Below are 17722 nucleotides of genomic sequence, written 5' to 3' on the forward strand. Positions count from 1 at the left end.
ACCCGGTTAACCGGGTATCCCAGCCGAACTCGTCTCGCACCCACACTCCAGCGCCAGCTCCTCGAACGGAGCGGCGAGGGAGGTGCCGCGCATGATGGCGGAGCCGGGGGTGGACCCGCCGTAGCGCTCCCCCAGCGCGTCCGCGGCCAGGATGACGGCGGCGGCGGTGAAGGTGGAGTGCTCCTCGGGCCAGTAGGCGTTGGGGTTGGGGTTGGGGTAGTCGGGCGACTCGTAGACCCAGCCGGTCCAGTAGCCGCCGTCGTCGGCACGCATGTGCTGCATCTCGGTCAGCAGCCGGAGGGCGCGGCGGTGGTCGCCGATGTTGTCGAGCGCCATCGCCAGCTCGCAGGTCTCCGCGCCGGTCACCCACGGGTTGGTGTCGACGCAGAGGGCGCCGAGGCCGGGGCGTACGAAATGGTCCCAGCGCGACTCGATGAGATCGAGGCCATCGGCACCGACGACGGCGCCGCCGAGGACCGGGTAGTACCAGTCCATCGAGTGGTGCGACTTGTCCTCGAACGAGTCACGGTGGTGGCGCAGCGCGTGACCGAGCCGGCCGCCGACGATCTCCCACTCAGGCTGCGGGTCGTCCATCAGGTCGGCCAGGGCGACACCTGCGCGCAGCGACTGGTAGATCGATGACGAGCCGGTGAGCAGGGCGAACGGGTCGCGCGGGGTCCAGGCGATCCCACCGAAGGGCAGCTGCAGCCCGACCACGAAGTCGAGCCCGGCGCGCACCGAGGGCCACAGCCGCTCGACGAACGCCCGGTCACGGCGGATCAGCCAGTGGTGCCAGAGCCCGACCGCGAAGTACGCCGACATGTTGGACTCGCCGATCGACTCCACCGGTGAGCCGGCGACGATCTTCATCGGCCAGGACCCGTCGCCGTTCTGCAGGGACGGGATCCAGTCGTACGCAGCCTCGGCCTCCTCCACCAGGCCACCGACGAGCAGGCCCATGGCCGCCTCGACGTGGTTCCAGATGTCGGTGTGCTGACCAGGGACCCACGGGATCGCGCCCGACGCCTCCTGGGCGCGGGCGATCGACCCGGCCGTGGCGACGATCTGGGCAGGGGTCAGCACCCCGTCGACGTACGGGATCTCGACTCTCATCCGCGAATCAGGCAGCCGAGGTGGGGTCGGTGGCGATGGGGCCCGGCTTGCGGAAGTAGAGGACCATGCTCTTGCCGATCATCGGGTCGAGGACCTTCCCGGCGAGGCGCAGCGGCAGCGGGTTCTTCATGATCTCCCAGACCAGGATCTGGTGGTACGCCTTCACCAGGACGTGCTTGTCGTTGTCGACGCCGACGGCGGACTTCAGCCACCAGTAGGGCGCGTGCAGGCCGTGGGCGTAGGACTTGCCCTCGAAGATCATCGCCTCACCGGGGGTGCCGTCGTTGGGCCGGCCGGCCTTGGTGACCTTGTCGATGAGCTCGTGGTCGGTGTAGATGCGGATGTGGCCGCCGGCGGTGTTGTGGTAGTCCTCGGAGAGCTTCCAGTTGACGACCTCGGGCAGCCAGCGCGGCACCGAGATGGCCAGGGTGCCACCGGGACGCAGCACCCGGACGAGCTCCTTGATCGCGTCGACGTCGCGGTGGATGTGCTCGAGCACCTCGGCGGCGACGATCCGGTCGAACTCGCCGTCGGCGAAGGGCAGGGACAGGGCGTCGCCCTCCTTGACCTCCGCGTTCGCGCCCTCGGGGACCTCGTCGCGCATCGCGAAGAACCAGTCGCTGACCTTGGCCAGCTCCTCGGCGTCCTGGTCGAACGCGATCACGTCGGCGCCGCGGCGGTACATCTCGAATGCGTGCCGGCCACCGCCGGCACCCATGTCGAGCACGCGCTCTCCCGGCTGAAGGCCAAGGCGGTCGAAGTCAACGGTGAGCACGGCTCACTTCCTCTCGTCTGTGTGGAACTCGTCGATGGACTGCTGATAGAGGGCTGTCATCCGCTCGGCGACCGCGTGCCAGGAGAAGTGCTCCTCGACCCGGGCGCGCCCGGCGGCCGAGTAGCGGGCCCGGCGCTCGGGGTCGTCGAGCAGTGCCGCGATGGCCTGCTCGAGCTCCTCGGTCTCTCCCGGGGTGACCTGTTTCGCGCACAGGTCGTCGGGGCCGACGACCTCGGGGATCGCGCCGGCGCGGGAGACGACGAGCGGAGTGCCGCACGCCATCAGCTCGGCGGTGGGCAACGAGAACCCCTCGTAGAGCGAGGGCACGCAGGCGATCTCCGCGGAGCCCATCAGCTCGACGAGCTCGGCGTCGGAGATGCCGTTGACGAAACGTACGTGGTCCTTGATCGCGAGCTTCTCGATCAGCTGCTCGGTCGGACCGCCCTTCTTGGGCTTGGAGACCAGGACCAGCTCGAGATCACGTTCGGTACGCAGCTTGGCGAAGGCCTCGAGCAGAAAGGCGATGCCCTTCAGCGGGGCGTCGGCGCTGGCCATGGCCAGGATCCGGCCGGGGATGCGGGGCCCGGTCGGCGGGACGAACTCCTCCGGTACGCCGAGGTGCACGGTCTGCACCCGCTCGGAGGGGACGCCGAAGTCGGTGAGGATGTCGCGCTTGGAGTTGTCCGAGGGCGTGATCACGTGCCGCAGCTGCGAGGCGACCTTCGCCTGCATCTTCACGAACGAGTACCAGCGCCAGACGCCGAACTTCTTCTTCCAGCCCTGAGCGCTGTCCAGCTCGATGCGGCGGTCGAAGGAGATCGGGTGGTGGATCGTGGTCACCAGCGGCACACCGAGCTCGGGCTCGATGCTCAGCAGCGGCGTGGCCAGGGTCTGGTTGTCGTGGACGATGTCGAAGTCGTCCTTCCGCTCCTTCAGCACCTTCAGGACGCGCTTGGCGAAGGTCAGCGGCTCGGGGAACGCGCCGGTGCGCATCCGGGCCCACTCCTCGACGTCGATGAGGTCGCGCAGCTCGGAGAGCTTCGGGTTGCCGAACGGGTTGGGCTCCTCGTAGAGGCCCAGGCTCGGCACCTTGGTGAGGGTCACGCCCTGCCCCACGAGGTCGAGCTCGGGATAGGGCTGACCGGAGAAGACCTCGACCGTGTGCCCGAGCTTGGCGAGCTCCCGACTCAGATGGCGGATATAGACGCCTTGACCGCCGACGTGCGGCTTGCTGCGATACGACAGCAGAGCGATCCGCATCCGCCACCTCCCTCAAACCTAGGCAGAGCAAAACTAGAACGTGTTCTATACTAGCAGGTAGCCAGCGCGAGTCACTCTAATGCAGGCGCTTCAACAGACGGTGTCGGGCTTGGCGTCTAGGCTGGTGGTGTGGAGGGTTTCTGGACCGGGTTCCGCCTCGACCCGAGGCAGGCCGACAACGCACGTATGCGCGCCTCCGATGCCGATCGGGAGGTTGTACGCGCCGTTCTGACCGATGCCTTCGCCGACGGCCGGCTGACCCGCGAGGAGCACGAGGAGAGAGTCGGCACCCTCTTGGAGGCTCGTACGCTCGGTGAGCTGCCCGCGCTCGTGGACGATCTCGTGGTCGCCGAGCCCGCTGCCGACGAGCCCGGAGCGAACCTCCCCGAGACCCTCAGGTTCCGCGAGCAGGGTGCGGCTGCCTACCGCAAGGAGCTCCAGGAAGCGGTCGCCACCTTCTTGATGGTCAGCCTCATCACCTGGGGCATCTGGGTGTTCACCGCAGCCCCCGACGGGCATCCGTGGCCGATCTATCCGATGCTCTTCCTGGTCGTGAACCTGGTCGGCACCGGCGTACGCCGCGAGGCGATCATCCAGCGCGAGGTGCACCGCCTCGAGAAGAAGGCCGCCAAGAAGGCTGCGAAGAAGGCAGCCAAGGCCGAGGTCGAGGCAGCCCCCGAGACTGCTGCCCCGATCCTCGACCCGCCGGCCCAGTCCGAGAAGGACCGGCCCAGCGATCCCTCCTAAGCGCCAAGCTGCGGGTCGCTCACAGAGGGACGTCCGGTTTCCAGGTGGCCCGCGAACCCGCGTACCCAGGTGGTGCCCGGGACGGTCAGGGTCAGGTCGTACCAGCCCCCGGTGGCGCGGGTGTCCAGGTGGCGGGAGCGGATCTTGCCGGCGTACGCGCTGGTGATCTCGGCCTTGCGGGGCGCGGTCACGGTGAGCCGCTGCGAGCGGCCATCGCGCCGGAGGTTTGCGGGCGCGGGGTCGGCGCCCGCGGTACCGGCGTAGGAGCGGAAGAACCCGTTGGGCCCGTGCAGGTGGATCTCGTAGTCGCCGCTGACCGGCCAGCGCACCGAGACGGTGTCACCGGCGCCGACGGTGTAGCTGTGCGGCGCGCCCTCCGGGGTGAGCAGCCGAGCCTGGAAGTGGGCGCCGACGCTGCCGGTGTTGTGGATCTCGACGGCGATCTCCCCGACGGCGGCGGTCTCGACGACCTCGAGCCGGTAGGGGGTCGGGCGAGCCGGTCGGGTGCCGCGCTCCTGCGTCGGCATCGTCCCGTTCGCGGGCGCCTCCGGGGCGTAGTCCGGGTGGCGCTCGCGGTCGGCGGGCTCCCACCCGCTCGTGTCGGGGAGCACGGGCGGCTCGGAGGTGCGAGAGAAGTCGAAGGCCGAGGTCAGGTCACCACACACGGCGCGACGCCAGGGCGTGATGTTGGGCTCGGCTACACCGAAGCGCTCCTCCATGAACCGCAGGATCGAGGTGTGGTCGAAGGTCTCCGAGGAGACCCAGCCGCCGACGCTCCACGGGGAGACGACGAACATCGGCACCCGCGGCCCGAGACCGTAGTGGCCGTCGCCGTGCGAGCCGGTGTAGAGCTCGTTCTCCGTCGAGACGGTGGACTCCCCCGGCACCAGCGGGCTGTTGATGTGCGGCGGCACCAGGTGGTCGAAGAAGCCGTCGTTCTCGTCGTAGGTGATGAAGAGCGCGGTCTTGGCCCACACCTCGGGGTTGGAGGTGAGCGCGTCGAGGACCTTGGCGATGTACCAGGCGCCGTAGTTGGTCGGCCAGTTCGAGTGCTCGGAGAACGCCTCCGGCGCCGCGATCCAGCTGACCGAGGGCAGCTTGTCGGCCTCGACGTCGGTGCGCAGGATCTCGAAGTAGTCCTGGCCGTCGACCGCGCGGGTGCCGGTGCGGGCCTTCTCGAAGAGCGGGTCTCCGGGCTGGGCGTCCTGGAACCTGTTGAAGTAGAGCAGCGAGTTGTCGCCGTAGTTGCCGATGTAGGCGTCCTTGGTCCAGCCCCACCAGTTGTCGCCCTCGGCGTTGAGGCCGGTGCCCTCGTCCTGGTAGACCTTCCAGCTGACCCCGGCCTTCTCGAGCCGCTCGGCGTAGGTGGTCCAGTCGTAGCCGGCCTCGTCGTTGTAGAGCACCGGGCCGCCGCCCTTGCCGTCGTTGCCGGTCCAGCCCGAGAGCATGTAGTAGCGGTTGGGGTCGGTGTTGCCGATGAAGGAGCAGTAGTAGGCGTCGCACACCGTGAACGCGTCGGCGAGCGCGAAGTGGAACGCGGCGTCCTGCCGCTGGAGGTACGCCATCGTGGTGGTGCCCTTGGCCGGGACCCACTGGTCGTAGCGACCGCCGTTGATGGCCTGCTGGCCGTCGGTCCAGCTGTGCGGGAGACCCTCGAGGAAGGCCGCGCCCAGGTCGTCGACCTCGGGGTGGAACGGGAGCAGTTCGCTGTCGCCGTTGGGCTGGTGCCAGACCGGGTTGCCCGAGGGCAGGATCGCCGGGTGCGGGTCACCGAAGCCGCGTACGCCGCGCAGGGTGCCCAGGTAGTGCTCGAAGCTGCGGTTCTCCTGCATCAGGACGACCACGTGCTCGATGTCCCGGATGGTGCCGGTCCGTCGGGCGGCGGGGATGGAGGCGGCTCGCGCGATGCTCTGATCGAGCATGGTCAGCGCGGCTGCACCGCCGGCGAGACCTAGGAACCGACGACGATCGATGTCAACCACAGAAGCTCCTTGACGTGGGGGTGGGCGGCGACCACGATCACGGGTCAGTGGCTCACCTGGGCGACGCGCGGTTGGTCGCGAGGTGACCGGCGGGCGAAGAGTTCGCCGTCCGGCCGCAGGCGGCGGCGCAGCTGCGCGGTGACGTAGGCGGCGCCGGCGAACATCACCAGGTCGGCCGCGATCAGCGCGAACAGCCAGGAGGCGTCGGCCGGTCCGTCGATCCGCTGCTGGATGTGGAGGTGGGCGACCATCGCCGAGACGATGAACCCGACGCCGGCGTAGAGGGTGATGCGCAGGTCCACTCCCTCTTCGTCGACGCCACGCACCCAGTGGCGGCCGACCCGCAGGATCGCGAGCGAGGTCAGCGCTGCGATCACCGGCAGGAACGGCACCGCGTAGCGGGCGTGGATCCAGCCGCCGCCGGCGTGGAACGAGGCCAGGTTGACGATGATGATCACGCAGTAGATCCCCATCAACACCCGCACCGCCACCTCCAGCCGGCGCTCCAGGACGGTCGGCTCCGGCCCGGGGATCACGACACGGCGCATCACCCCGTCCGGCCTCGGCCGGGCCTTCGCGTTGACGTCGAGCACCATGCCGGTGACCGTGACGGCCAGGGTCGCCGCGGCGGCCACGATCCAGATCTTCGGGATCACATCGTCGGCCCACAGCGACCCGTAGAGGTGCAGGTAGAGCTCCGGGTTGACCAGCTGGAAGAGCGTGTCGCCGTGGGTCTGGCGGGAGAACTTCTCGAAGAGCGCCGCGGAGGCGGTCGCGTCGCCGTAGAGCACGATGTTGCGTACGTAGAACCAGCCGATCACCACCACCGGCGCCAGCCCGATCCGGATCGCCAGGAGCACACCCCGACGGAACGTACGCAGCGTCGGGTCGCGCAGCCACAGCGCGGCCAGCACGCAGGCACCCAGCACGAGCACCGCCACCAGGCCGGTCGAGCGGAAGCTGGCCGCCGCGACGCCGGCGACCGTCGCCCAGATCAGCCGGTCCCGGGTGACGCCCTCGCGGACCATCCGGAAGCCGAGCAGCAGGGTCAGCGAGGCGGCGACCGTGCCCCAGCCGTCGTTGTAGATCGCGCCGCCGTCGTAGGTCACCGCACCGCAGCCGAGCACCATCGCCGCGGAGAGCACCGGGACCACCCGGCGTCTGGGCACCAGCTCGCGCGCCAGCAGCCCGACCAGGATGATGCTCAGCGCGTAGCCGAGGGCGTTGAGCAGCCGCATCCCGAGCAGGGTCACCCCGACGTTGCCGACGGCGTCGCCGAGCCAGACCATCGGCAGGCTCATCACGTAGAACAGCGGCGGGTGGTTGGCGACCCAGATGTCGCGGCGCGGCTCGTCGAGACCGAAGAGCGCCTCGGCGAACTGCGGGTAGCGCACCGGGTCGGCCGGTGTGTTCGTGTCGATCGTGGGCAGGACGCCCTGGGACAGCACGATGGCGTAGGCCGCGTGCTGCTTCTCGTCGGCCTTCAGCAGCGCCGGCATCCCGATCGCGAACTGCGCACTCATCGCGAAGCCGAGCACCCCGAGCAGGAGCAGGCATACGGTCACCTGGGAGAGCGAGCGCGAGGGCGTGAGCACCTCGACAAGCTAGTGGGCCCAGATGCCATTCAGCCGCCATCGTGGTTTGCGCTCAGGTGACGAGTGGGCGAAAACTCTTCGCTCGCTATCGGACCGAGCCTCGGTCGGCGACCATCGAGGAGCCGGAGGCGACCTGCTCCCTGGTCGTACGCCGCCGCACGTCGCGCCGGTGACGCCAGATCTGCACCACCCCGAGGCCCCAGAACAGGTACTGCACCGACATCGCCCAGCGGAACGCCTCCGGCGTGTAGGAGGTCGAGGCCCCCGGCGTACGCCAGTCGAGGATCCAGCCGACCAGCACGATCACCAGCAGCGCTGCTACGAAGCCGCCCTGGTTGATGATCCCGCTGGCGCTCGCCATCCGCGCGGGCGGGTTGCTGGTGCGGCCGACGTCGAAGCCGATCATCGAGGCGGGTCCGCCGAAGCCGACCACGGCCATCAGGAGCAGCAGCACCGGCAGCGGCGCCTCGCCCGGCCAGGCGAGCACGAGCGTCCACACCGAGACCAGGGCGGCGATCATCGTCAGCGCCACCGTCGAGCGGTGCCACGGGTGGCGTCCGGCGAGGATGCCCATCACCGGACCCGCGGCCAGGGCGGCGACGACGGTGACCGAGAGCAGGGTGCCGGCGAGAGTGTCGGAGAGCCCTTCGGAGGTCACCAGGAACGGGAAGCCCCACAGCAGCCCCATCAGGTGTGAGCTGAACGGGGTGGAGAAGTGGATCCAGAAGCCGAGGCGGGTGCCCGGCTGGTACCAGGACGCCATCAGGCTCCGGCCGAGCTCGCGCGGCTTGAGGGTGGTGCCTCGGCGGTGTCGGTCGCCGGGTCCGTCGTGGACGAATAGGCGCAGCAGCACGAGAAGCACCGGGCCGAGCAACGCGGCCGTGAGGTAGGCCCGGGTCCAGCCGAGATGGCCGAGCGCCCACGTCATCGGGACCGCGGCCGCGATCGCGCCCAGCTGTCCGACGGTGCCGGTCAGCTGGCTGACCAGCGGCACCTTGCGGGCCGGGAACCACGACGGCACCAGGCGCAGCACGCAGATGAACGTCATCGCGTCGCCCATCCCCACGAACGTACGCGCGAGCAGGGCCAGCGCGTAGGAGTCCGCGAACGCGAACCCGATCTGAGCGACCGCCAGGATCAGAGCGCCGGCGGAGAGGACCGTACGCGAGCCGAACCGGTCGACCAGCAGCCCGACCGGCACCTGCATGAGGGCATAGACGAGCAGCTGCAGCATGACGAAGGTCGCCAGCTGCCCGGCGCCGATCCCGAAGCGCTCCGTCGCCACCAGACCGGCCACCGCGAGGCTGCTGCGATGGAAGACGGCCAAGCCGTAGACCGCGAGGGCGATACCCCACACGACCCATGCTCGTGTTGTCTGCTGGGGATCGTGCTCGTTCACATAGCGAGGCTACTTTGCCTACAGGCCCGTCGACGTACGAGCGTCCTGTCGTGGACGCGCGATCTCGGTCACAGGAGCGGCGAGAGTGCGGGGAGCGTCGAAGGTGCCCGGCCGCATGCGCCGACGAAGCTCGGTGGCGACGTACGCGGCGACCGCGAACATCACCAGGTCGGCGGCCACCAGGGCGACGAGCGCGAAGGTGCTGCTGACCGGTCCGTCGACGTACTGCTCGGTGTCGAGGTGGCACACCAAGCCGACGACCACGAAGGCAAGCGAGACCCCCAGGCCGATGCGCAGGTCGCGCGCCTCGTCGATCGCGGTGACGCCGGTGCGCGAGCCTGTCGAGATGACCCGCAGCGGCAGGAGCCGCCCCAGGCGCAGCGCGGCGATCCCGGCGCCGGCGGCGAGGAACGGCAGGAACGGCACCGCGTAGCGGGCGTGGATCCAGCCGCCACCGGCGATGAACCCGGCGACGTTGACCAGGATCAGCAGGCAGTAGCCACCCAGGAGCGCCCAGATGGCCAGGTCCTGGCGGTGCTGCATCGTGCTCTGCGGCGCGAGCCGGATGCGCCGCAGGACTCCCGTACGGCGCGGGTTGGCCTTCGCGGCGGCATCGAGCACCAGGCCGATCAGGGTCAGCGTCAGCACGATGACGGCCGCCTGGCTCCAGGTGTTGGCGATGTTGCCGTCGGTCCACAAGCTGCCGAGCAGGTGGCCGTAGAACTCCGGGTTGACCAGCTGGAACAGCGTGGTGCCGTTGGGCTCGCGCCCGAACTTCTCGAAGAGCGAGCTCGACGCGGTCGGGTCACCGTAGATCTGGATGTTGCGCACGTAGAACCAGCCGAACACGGCCACCGGCGCCATCCCGATGCACGCCGCGATCCCGACAGCGCGCCAGAACGTACCGCGCAGGAACGTACGCAGCGACGGCTCTCGCAGCCACATCGCCACCAGCACGCAGGCACCGAGGAAGAGGACCGCGACCAGGCCGGTCGAGCGGAACCCGGCGGCGGCGACGCCGACCGCGGCCGCGGCGATCACGCGCTCGCGCGTCACGCCCTGGCGGATCATCCGGAACCCGAGGTAGAGCGTCATGAACGCCGCCGCCGATCCCCAGCCGTCGTTGTAGATGCCGCCGCCCACGAAGGTCATCGCGCCGCAGCCGATGCACATCGCCGAGGCGATCACCGGCACGGCCGGGCGTCGTGGCACCAGCTCGCGCGCCAACAGGCCGACCAAGATCGTGGTCAGGGCGAAACCGAGCGCATTCAGCAGGCGCATCCCGAGCAGCGTCAGGCCTGGCGAGCCGACGGCGTCGCCGAGCCAGACGAGCGGCAGGCTCATCGCGTAGAACAGCGGCGGGTGGTTGGCGACCCAGATGTCGCGGTGGGCCTCATCGGCCCCGAAGAGGCTCTCGGCCAGCTGCGGGTAGCGAGCCGGGTCGTCGGGGATGTCGGTGTCGATCGTCGGCAGCGTCCCCTGGGACAGCGCCACCGCGTACGCCGCATGGGCCCGCTCGTCGGCCTTGAACAGGGCCGGCATCGCGATCGCCACCTGGGCGCTCATCGCGAAGCCGAGCACACCCAGCAGCAGGACGCAGATCGTGGATTGGGACATGGAGACCCGAGGAACAGACACGCAGGCGACGGTAACCGTCGAAACTGACGAGACACACGAGCCACGGCTCACGGGCGGTGAACAGAGCGCGACGGGCGGGTGAGCGAAGGTTGACGCAAAACTCGGTCGCGTCCGCCCCTGACGGGCCGATAGCGTCCGACGGTGTCATGACTACTTCACCGCAGCGGTCGCTGCCGCGCCACATCGCCATGGTCGCCTCCCCCGCGATCAGCCATCTCCTGCCGAGTCTCGAGCTCATCAAGGAGCTGGTCGCGCGCGGCCACCGGGTCACGTACGCCACCCACGAGTCGATGTCCGACGCGATCAAGCCGACCGGGGCCGAGCTGGTTCCGGTGCCGACGGTGCTGCCCGTCGAGGACCGGCTCTGGCCCGAGGACCCGGTCGCCGGGATGGGCGTCTTCCTCGAGGATGCCGTCCAGGTGCTCCCGCATCTGGAGGCGTTCTACGGAGCCGAGCCGGCCGACCTCTACCTCTACGACATCGGCGGCTATGCCGCCCGGGCTCTCGCGGAGAAGCAGCAGCGTCCGTTCGTGCAGCTCTCACCGACGTTCGTCGCCTGGAACGGGTACGCCGAGGAGGTCGGCGCCCAGGTGCGGCAGCTGCCGGGCTACGACAGCTACTTGGACCGGTTCGGCGCCTGGCTCGCGGACGCCGGTGCGATCACTCGTGACCCGGAGACGTTCGCCGGAGCGCCGAACCGGGCGCTCGCCCTCATTCCGCGGGCGATGCAGCCCAACGCCGACAAGGTCGACGAGGAGGTCGTCACCTTCGTCGGACCGTGCTTCGCGCTCGACTCCAACGAGAGCTGGACCCGCCCCGCCGAGGCCGATCACGTCCTGCTGGTCTCCCTCGGCTCGGCCTACACCGCCGACGCGGGCTTCTTCCGCGCCTGCATCGAGGCGTACGCAGCCCTCCCCGGCTGGCACGTCGTGATGTCGATCGGCACCCAGCTCGACCCGGCCGACCTCGGCGACCTCCCCAGCAACGTCGAGGTCCACTCCTGGCTGCCGCAGCGCGCAGTCCTCGCCCAGGCCGACGCGTTCGTCACCCACGCCGGGATGGGCGGGAGCAGCGAGGGTCTGATGGCAGGCGTCCCCATGGTCGCCGTCCCGCAGGCGGTCGACCAGTTCATGAACGCCGACCGTCTGGTCGAACTCGGCGTCGCCCGACGGATCGACACCGAGGACGTCACCGCCCCTGCGCTGCGTACGGCACTGCTCGAGCTGCTCGACGACCCCGACCGCGCCGCGCGATCGGCTCAGCTGCGCGCAGACGCGATCGCCGAGGGCGGCACTCGTCGCGCCGCCGACCTGATCGAGGGCATGCTCGCGGGTTGATCCAGCACCCCGCTGCTCGAGCCGCTAGGCAAAGGTGTGTCGAGACCAACGGGTGTTACTTAGTGGCTTCCATCATCTGCCTGAGCTCCTTCTTGAGATCAGAGATCTCATCGCGGAGGCGGGCGGCGACCTCGAACTGGAGCTCGGCGGCGGCGCCCTTCATCTGGTCGGTGAGGTCGCCGATGAGCTGAGCCAGGTCGGAGGCGGGGAGGCCGACGAGACCGCGCTCGCGGGCCTCGCGAGCGGCGTCGCCGAGCATCGGGGTCGGCGACTTGGCCGCCGTCTTGCCCGCTCGACCCTTGGCCTCGGTGCCGGCCCAGGTGTTGAGCAGCTCCTGGGTGCTCTCCTCCTCGCGGGCGAGCATGTCGGTGATGTCGGCGATCTTCTTGCGCAGCGGCTGCGGGTCGATGCCGTTGGCCTCGTTGTAGGCCGTCTGGATCGCACGGCGGCGGTTGGTCTCCTCGATCGCCGACTCCATGGAGGGGGTGATCTTGTCGGCGTACATGTGCACCTGACCGGAAACGTTTCGGGCCGCACGGCCGATGGTCTGGATCAGCGACTTGTCCGAGCGCAGGAAGCCTTCCTTGTCGGCGTCGAGGATCGAGACCAGCGACACCTCGGGGAGGTCGAGACCCTCACGGAGCAGGTTGATGCCGACCAGGACGTCGTACTCCCCCAGCCGCAGGTCGCGGAGCAGCTCGATCCGCTTGAGCGTGTCGACCTCGGAGTGGAGATAGCGCGTCCGGATCCCGGCATCGAGCAGATAGTCGGTGAGGTCCTCGGACATCTTCTTGGTGAGCGTGGTGACCAGGACGCGCTCGTTCTTGGCGACCCGGTCGTTGATCTCGCCGATCAGGTCGTCGATCTGGCCCTTGGTCTGCTTGATGATCACCTCGGGGTCGATCAGGCCGGTCGGGCGGATGATCTGCTCGACCACATCAGGTTCGCCGCCGTCGCGACTGACCAGGTCCAGCTCGTAGTTGCCCGGCGTCGCGGAGAGGTAGATCGTCTGGCCGATCCGCTCCAAGAACTCCTCCCACTTCAGCGGGCGGTTGTCCTGGGCGCTGGGCAGCCGGAAGCCGTGCTCGACCAGGTTGCGCTTGCGGGACATGTCGCCCTCGTACATCCCGCCGACCTGCGGGACCGCGACGTGGGACTCGTCGACGACGAGGACGAAGTCCTCCGGGAAGTAGTCGAGCAGGCAGTTGGGCGCTGTGCCGCGCTCCCGGCCGTCGATGTGCATCGAGTAGTTCTCGATCCCAGAGCAGGACCCGACCTGGCGCATCATCTCGATGTCATAGTTCGTACGCATCCGCAGCCGCTGCGCCTCGAGCATCTTGCCCTGCTTCTCGAAGGTGCTCAGCTGCTGGTCGAGCTCGGCCTCGATGCCGTTGATCGCGCGCTCCATGCGCTCGGGGCCGGCGACATAGTGGGTCGCGGGGAAGACGTAGAGCTCCTGGTCCTCGGTGAGGACCTCGCCGGTGACGGCGTGCAGCGTCATCAGCCGCTCGATCTCGTCGCCGAAGAACTCGATCCGGACCGCGTGCTCCTCGTAGACCGGGAAGATCTCCAGGGTGTCGCCGCGCACCCGGAACGTGCCTCGGGTGAAGGAGAGGTCGTTGCGGGTGTACTGGATCTCCACCAGCCGCCGCAGGATCGAGTCGCGGTCGTGCTCCTCCCCCACCCGCAGCCGGAGCATCCGGTCGACGTACTCCTGCGGGGTGCCGAGACCGTAGATGCAGGAGACGGTGGAGACCACGATGACGTCGCGCCTGGTCAGCAGCGAGTTGGTGGCCGAGTGGCGCAGCCGCTCGACCTCCTCGTTGATCGAGGAGTCCTTCTCGATGTAGGTGTCGGTCTGGGGGACGTACGCCTCAGGCTGGTAGTAGTCGTAGTAGGAGACGAAGTATTCGACCGCGTTGTCCGGGAAGAGCTGGCGCAGCTCGTTGGCGAACTGGGCGGCGAGGGTCTTGTTGGGCTGCAGCACCAGCAATGGGCGCTGCAGCTGCTCGGCGGTCCAGGCGACGGTCGCCGTCTTTCCGGTGCCGGTCGCGCCGAGCAGAACGACGTCCTTGACGCCGCCCTGGATCCGCTGGGTGATCTCCGCGATCGCAGCCGGTTGGTCACCCGAGGGCTGGTAGTCGGAGACCACCTTGAACGGGGCGACACGACGCTCGAGATCGGTGACTGGACGCATGACACCAAGGCTACGCGGGACCACCGACAGTTTCGCGTGTGCTTCCGCTTCGCCGCGGCTCCACGATGCGTACGTCAAGGGGTTCCGCCGACTCGGCGCGTGGCCGCCAGAGCAATGGCAGCACCACCGCAGCGACCGCACAGATCGCCCCGACGCCCAGCACCAGATATGGCACCGGCCGCATCTCGGGAAGCATGAGATCGACCCCCAGACGGATCTGGGTGCGCACCCAGACGGCGAAGGTGGCGGTCGCCATCCCCACCAGGAACGCCGAGATCAGCGCTGCCGCGATCTCCTCACGCCGGCGGATCTCACCCCACGGCAGCGCATCGACGATGGCGAGGAGGCCGACGGACAGCATGATCGCGACCAGCGGCATGATCGTCATCAGGTAGCGCTCGTGCGGGTTGCCGCCGCCGGAGCGGAACTGGGCGAGGTTGACGATGATCACGAACGCGTGCGCGATCAGCACGAGCAGCCCGACGGTCGCCACCGAGGGGACCCGGGGAGCGCTGACCACGAGACCGCGCTCGCGACCGTGATCCCGCAGACGCGCGACGACCCCCAGGGCCAGTCCGAGCAGAGCGATGAAGGTGATGGCGTCGATCACCCAGTGCAGCGCCGTGCCGCGCAGTTGGAGCGGCACCCACAGGTGGTCGTACCAGCCGTGCCAGAAGCGCGGCGCGGTCATCACCTCGAACCAGGTGTCGACCTGCACCCGCTGGTAGCGCTCCAGGAGCGCCGAGCTCGCGGTCGCGTCACCGTAGAGCACGATGTTGCGTACGTAGAACCAGCCGATCGCCAGGCCGGGCACCCCGGTGGCGATCGCGGTCAGCCAGGTCGCCCGGAGGAAGCCCTGCCGGGTGCGGTCGCGGAGCAGCAGCGTCACCCCGAGCGCGGCACCGCACATGATCACCGCGATCACGCCGGGCGCCTTCGTCGCGGCGGCCAGGGTGCCGGCGACAGCCATGACGATCATCCGGTTCCGGGTCACCCCGAGGCGGAGGATGCGCAGGGTCGCGAGCACGGTCAGCGACGACGCCGCCACCGACAGACTGTCGTTCATGATGAACCCCGCCGCGATCGCCAGCACCGCCGGCGAGGCCGTGATCGCGGTGGCGAGCATCGCCGCGGCCGGACGCCGCGGGGTGACCTCGAAGGCGATCAGGCCGACCAGGAACACCAGGGCCCCGTACGCCAGAGCGCTCACCGCCCGCATCCCGGCGATCAGCACCTGCGGGTTGTCGAGCGCGTCGGCCAGGGCGACCCACGGCACGCCGAGGAGGTAGTAGAGCGGCGGATGGTTGGCGGTCCAGATCATCCGGTGGCGATCGAACTCCTCGCGGTTCGCGCCACGGGTGATCTGTGGGAAGTGCTCCTTGTCCTGCGCCACCGGTGTGTCGATCGTGGGCAGCTCGCCCTCGTGGAGCGTGATGGCGTACGAGGCGTTCGGGCCCTCGTCACGCGCGTGGTACGACAACGCCTGCGTGGTGGCGACGTAGAGGCTCATCGAGGCCGCGAACGCGGCCAGCAGGGCGAGAACCGTGACCAGCCTGGCCGTCGGCCTGGCGGGCGCGTCCGTCGGCTCGGTGCTCAGCACCGCAGCGGCATGGCTCATCACATGGCTCCCGTGGTCGGACGGCGTCATGAGCCGCACCCCCGTGAGCTCGCGTCGAACCGTAGAACACCTCGATGGAGCAGTGGTGGCCGCCGTGCGGAATCAGAGGGTGAACGCCTGGCGAACCTCGTCCTCCGTCAGCCCGTAGTCGGCCAGGCTGTAGTCGTGCTTGGGCCGGGCGCTCCCCGATCGGGACTCGGCGTCGATGCGGGAGACCTCGGCTCGGGCGGCGTCGCTCCAGGGGATGTCGAAGTGGGCGTAGATGTTCTCGACGGTGCCGACCGGGTCCTTGACGAACCCGCGGTAGTCGACGTCGAGGAACTGCGCCGGGTCATACCTCTTCCGGGTCTCACCGAAGGAGCGCCACGAGCGGGAGAGCATCTCGAGCTGGGTCTTGCCGATGATCTCCCCGACGAACGTGGTCGACATCCCGGCGGTCGCCTCGGCGGAGAGCGAGCAGCCGGAGGCGACCGAGACGACCGGGTCGCGATGGGTAACCACCACGAGTGCGTCCGGGTAGACCTCCATCAGCGCGTCTAGCGCGACCAGGTGCGAGGGGTTCTTGAGCACCCAGCGCTTGTCGGTGTCGTTGAGCCCGATGAGCTGGAGGGAACGGCGATGGACCTCGTACGCATCGCGCCAGTCCTGCTTCGCCAGCCAGGCCGAGTAGCGCGGGACGTGGGCCAGCGACTCGAACGAGATCGACTTGCCGCTCTGCCGCAGCACCCGCCAGCACTCCTCGACGCTGGTGGCGTCCATGTAGTGGATCCCCATGAACTCGGGGTTGGAGACATGGTGCTGCCGGTAGGCGCCCTGCAGGGCGTTGAAGACCGGGTCCTGCTCCCAGGTCTCGCGCGGAGGGCGCGGCTGGGGGAACTCGGTCAGCCAGGTCTCCAGACCCTGGTGCGCCGGGTCGGCGGCCAGCAGCCGGTGCAGGGCCGTGGTGCCGGTGCGGACGAGGCCGGTGACGAAGATCGGGCGCTCGATGCGTACGTCCTGGTGCTGGGGGAACTCCGCGAGCCGGGCCTGCGTCATCAGCCGGCCGACAAGTGCCGACTTCACCTGGGACCGATGGAAGTAGTTGCCGACCGGAGTCAGCCCGGCCTCGGGCGAGGCCAGATCCTCGACCAGGAGCCGCAGCCCCTCCTCGTGGTCTGTCCCACCGAAGTCGTTCAGCCCGGTCGTGCGGACAGCGGCGGCGCAGATGTCCTCGTACGTCCCGACATCCGCCCGTTCGCGGGGCGCCGTCTCAGTCATGGAACTCCCCGCAGTCCACGTTGAGCACGGTCCCGGTGACCGCTGAGGCCAGGTCGCTGCCCAGGAACAGCGCCGCCCGGGCTACCTCCTCAGGCGTGGCGAGGCGCTTCAGGTCGGTGGGTGCGGCCTTCTCGGCGTACACCTCCTCGTGGGTGCGCCCCGACTCCGACGCCATCCAGTCGAAGTAGGCCTTGTTGACGTCCTCGTAGATGTAGGACGGCGCGACCGAGTTGACCCGGATGCCGCGCGGGCCGAGCTCGGTGGCCAGCGAGGAGGCCAGATGGGCGAGAGCGCCCTTGGAGAGCTTGTAGCCCGCGAACTCCGGCTGGCTCTGGTAGAGCACCGCGGAGTTGATCATCACGATCGCGCCTCCGGGCTTGTCCGGGGTGGCCGCGAGCGCGTCGGCGAAGAGCGCGGAGAGCCGCAGCGGGGCGTACACGTTGGACTCCTGGGCCAGCCGGAGCGCGTCGAGCGGGATCTGGGTGAGCGGATCCATCGGCGGGATGCCGAAGGCGTTGTTGAGGAGTACGTCGACGCGCCCGAACTCCTCCAGCGCGGCGTCGACCAGGTGCCGGCGCGCGTCCTCGTCGGTGATGTCGGTCGGCACCACCAGCGCACGTCGTCCGTGCTCCTCGATGACGCCGGCCATCTTCTGCAGCCGCTTCTCGGTGCGGCTGGCGAGCACCAGGTCGGCGCCCATCAGCGCCGCCTGCTCGCCCAGCGAGCGGCCGAGGCCGGGGCCGACCCCCGAGAGCACGACGACCTTGCCATCCAGGAGTCCAGTCATGGCGCCTAGACTAGAAC

General features: G+C 69.3%; 13 protein-coding genes. 2 read left to right on the top strand and 11 right to left on the bottom strand.

Translation table 11 applies throughout. The features are described 5' to 3' along the window. Positions 1-6: 6 nt before the first annotated feature. The 3 genes from OG801_RS00370 to OG801_RS00380 are packed head-to-tail and all read right to left on the bottom strand — an operon-like array spanning position 7 to position 3148. On the bottom strand, positions 7-1113 hold the full coding sequence (locus OG801_RS00370) for a prenyltransferase (RefSeq protein ID WP_355020049.1): 1107 nt from the start codon (positions 1111-1113) through the stop codon (positions 7-9). Between the two features lie 7 nt (positions 1114-1120). Next, positions 1121-1888, bottom strand: coding sequence for a class I SAM-dependent methyltransferase (locus OG801_RS00375; RefSeq protein ID WP_355020050.1), 768 nt, complete (start codon positions 1886-1888; stop codon positions 1121-1123). A 3-nt stretch (positions 1889-1891) separates the two neighbouring features. Further along, complete coding sequence (locus tag OG801_RS00380; RefSeq protein WP_406032795.1) at positions 1892-3148, bottom strand: glycosyltransferase family 4 protein; 1257 nt, start codon at positions 3146-3148, stop codon at positions 1892-1894. A gap of 129 nt (positions 3149-3277) precedes the next feature. Between OG801_RS00380 and OG801_RS00385 the strand changes: the two genes are divergently transcribed. After that, positions 3278-3895 (top strand): DUF1707 domain-containing protein, encoded by a 618-nt coding sequence (locus OG801_RS00385; RefSeq protein WP_355020052.1) that lies wholly within the window; start codon positions 3278-3280, stop codon positions 3893-3895. Here the strand turns inward: OG801_RS00385 and OG801_RS00390 are convergent. The 4 genes from OG801_RS00390 to OG801_RS00405 form a co-directional block, all read right to left on the bottom strand. Next, complete coding sequence (locus OG801_RS00390) at positions 3892-5877, bottom strand: phosphocholine-specific phospholipase C (RefSeq protein ID WP_406032797.1); 1986 nt, start codon at positions 5875-5877, stop codon at positions 3892-3894. The two genes, OG801_RS00385 and OG801_RS00390, sit on opposite strands and share 4 nt — an antisense overlap. A gap of 44 nt (positions 5878-5921) precedes the next feature. Continuing rightward, positions 5922-7472 carry an ArnT family glycosyltransferase gene (locus OG801_RS00395; protein WP_406032799.1) on the bottom strand — a complete coding sequence of 517 codons (1551 nt, stop codon included), beginning with the start codon at positions 7470-7472 and terminating at the stop codon, positions 5922-5924. Positions 7473-7557: 85 nt separating this feature from the next. Beyond that, entirely contained in the window at positions 7558-8871 is a 1314-nt protein-coding gene (locus OG801_RS00400; RefSeq protein ID WP_406032801.1) for a nitrate/nitrite transporter, read from the bottom strand. 18 nt (positions 8872-8889) lie between these two features. Beyond that, a complete protein-coding gene (locus OG801_RS00405; RefSeq protein ID WP_406032803.1) occupies positions 8890-10509 on the bottom strand; it encodes a hypothetical protein in 1620 nt (539 codons plus the stop codon). A 146-nt stretch (positions 10510-10655) separates the two neighbouring features. Between OG801_RS00405 and OG801_RS00410 the strand changes: the two genes are divergently transcribed. Then, on the top strand, positions 10656-11846 hold the full coding sequence (locus OG801_RS00410; RefSeq protein ID WP_406032805.1) for a macrolide family glycosyltransferase: 1191 nt from the start codon (positions 10656-10658) through the stop codon (positions 11844-11846). Positions 11847-11901: 55 nt separating this feature from the next. On the opposite strand, the gene uvrB is transcribed toward OG801_RS00410, so the two are convergent. The 4 genes from uvrB to OG801_RS00430 form a co-directional block, all read right to left on the bottom strand. Beyond that, on the bottom strand, positions 11902-14043 hold the full coding sequence (gene uvrB, locus OG801_RS00415) for an excinuclease ABC subunit UvrB (RefSeq protein ID WP_406032807.1): 2142 nt from the start codon (positions 14041-14043) through the stop codon (positions 11902-11904). Positions 14044-14053: 10 nt separating this feature from the next. After that, entirely contained in the window at positions 14054-15691 is a 1638-nt protein-coding gene (locus OG801_RS00420; protein ID WP_406032809.1) for a hypothetical protein, read from the bottom strand. A 72-nt stretch (positions 15692-15763) separates the two neighbouring features. Further along, positions 15764-16918, bottom strand: coding sequence for a sulfotransferase family protein (locus OG801_RS00425; RefSeq protein ID WP_406032811.1), 1155 nt, complete (start codon positions 16916-16918; stop codon positions 15764-15766). After that, positions 16911-17705: an SDR family oxidoreductase gene (locus OG801_RS00430; protein ID WP_008360049.1), complete on the bottom strand. Its 795-nt coding sequence runs from the start codon at positions 17703-17705 to the stop codon at positions 16911-16913. Before OG801_RS00430 ends, OG801_RS00425 begins: the two co-directional genes overlap by 8 nt. Between the last annotated feature and the right edge of the window lie 17 nt (positions 17706-17722).

Origin of the sequence: Nocardioides sp. NBC_00163, assembly GCF_045206295.1 — a bacterium.
Lineage (GTDB): Bacteria > Actinomycetota > Actinomycetes > Propionibacteriales > Nocardioidaceae > Nocardioides.

Excerpts from the sequence above, each read along its gene's own strand:
- OG801_RS00420 (WP_406032809.1), bottom strand. The coding sequence starts at position 15,691 with ATGACGCCGTCCGACCACGGGAGCCATGTGATGAGCCATGCCGCTGCG.
- OG801_RS00430 (WP_008360049.1), bottom strand. The coding sequence starts at position 17,705 with ATGACTGGACTCCTGGATGGCAAGGTCGTCGTGCTCTCGGGGGTCGGC.
- OG801_RS00410 (WP_406032805.1), top strand. The coding sequence starts at position 10,656 with ATGACTACTTCACCGCAGCGGTCGCTGCCGCGCCACATCGCCATGGTC.
- OG801_RS00425 (WP_406032811.1), bottom strand. The coding sequence starts at position 16,918 with ATGACTGAGACGGCGCCCCGCGAACGGGCGGATGTCGGGACGTACGAG.
- OG801_RS00370 (WP_355020049.1), bottom strand. The coding sequence starts at position 1,113 with ATGAGAGTCGAGATCCCGTACGTCGACGGGGTGCTGACCCCTGCCCAG.
- uvrB (WP_406032807.1), bottom strand. The coding sequence starts at position 14,043 with ATGCGTCCAGTCACCGATCTCGAGCGTCGTGTCGCCCCGTTCAAGGTG.
- OG801_RS00380 (WP_406032795.1), bottom strand. The coding sequence starts at position 3,148 with ATGCGGATCGCTCTGCTGTCGTATCGCAGCAAGCCGCACGTCGGCGGT.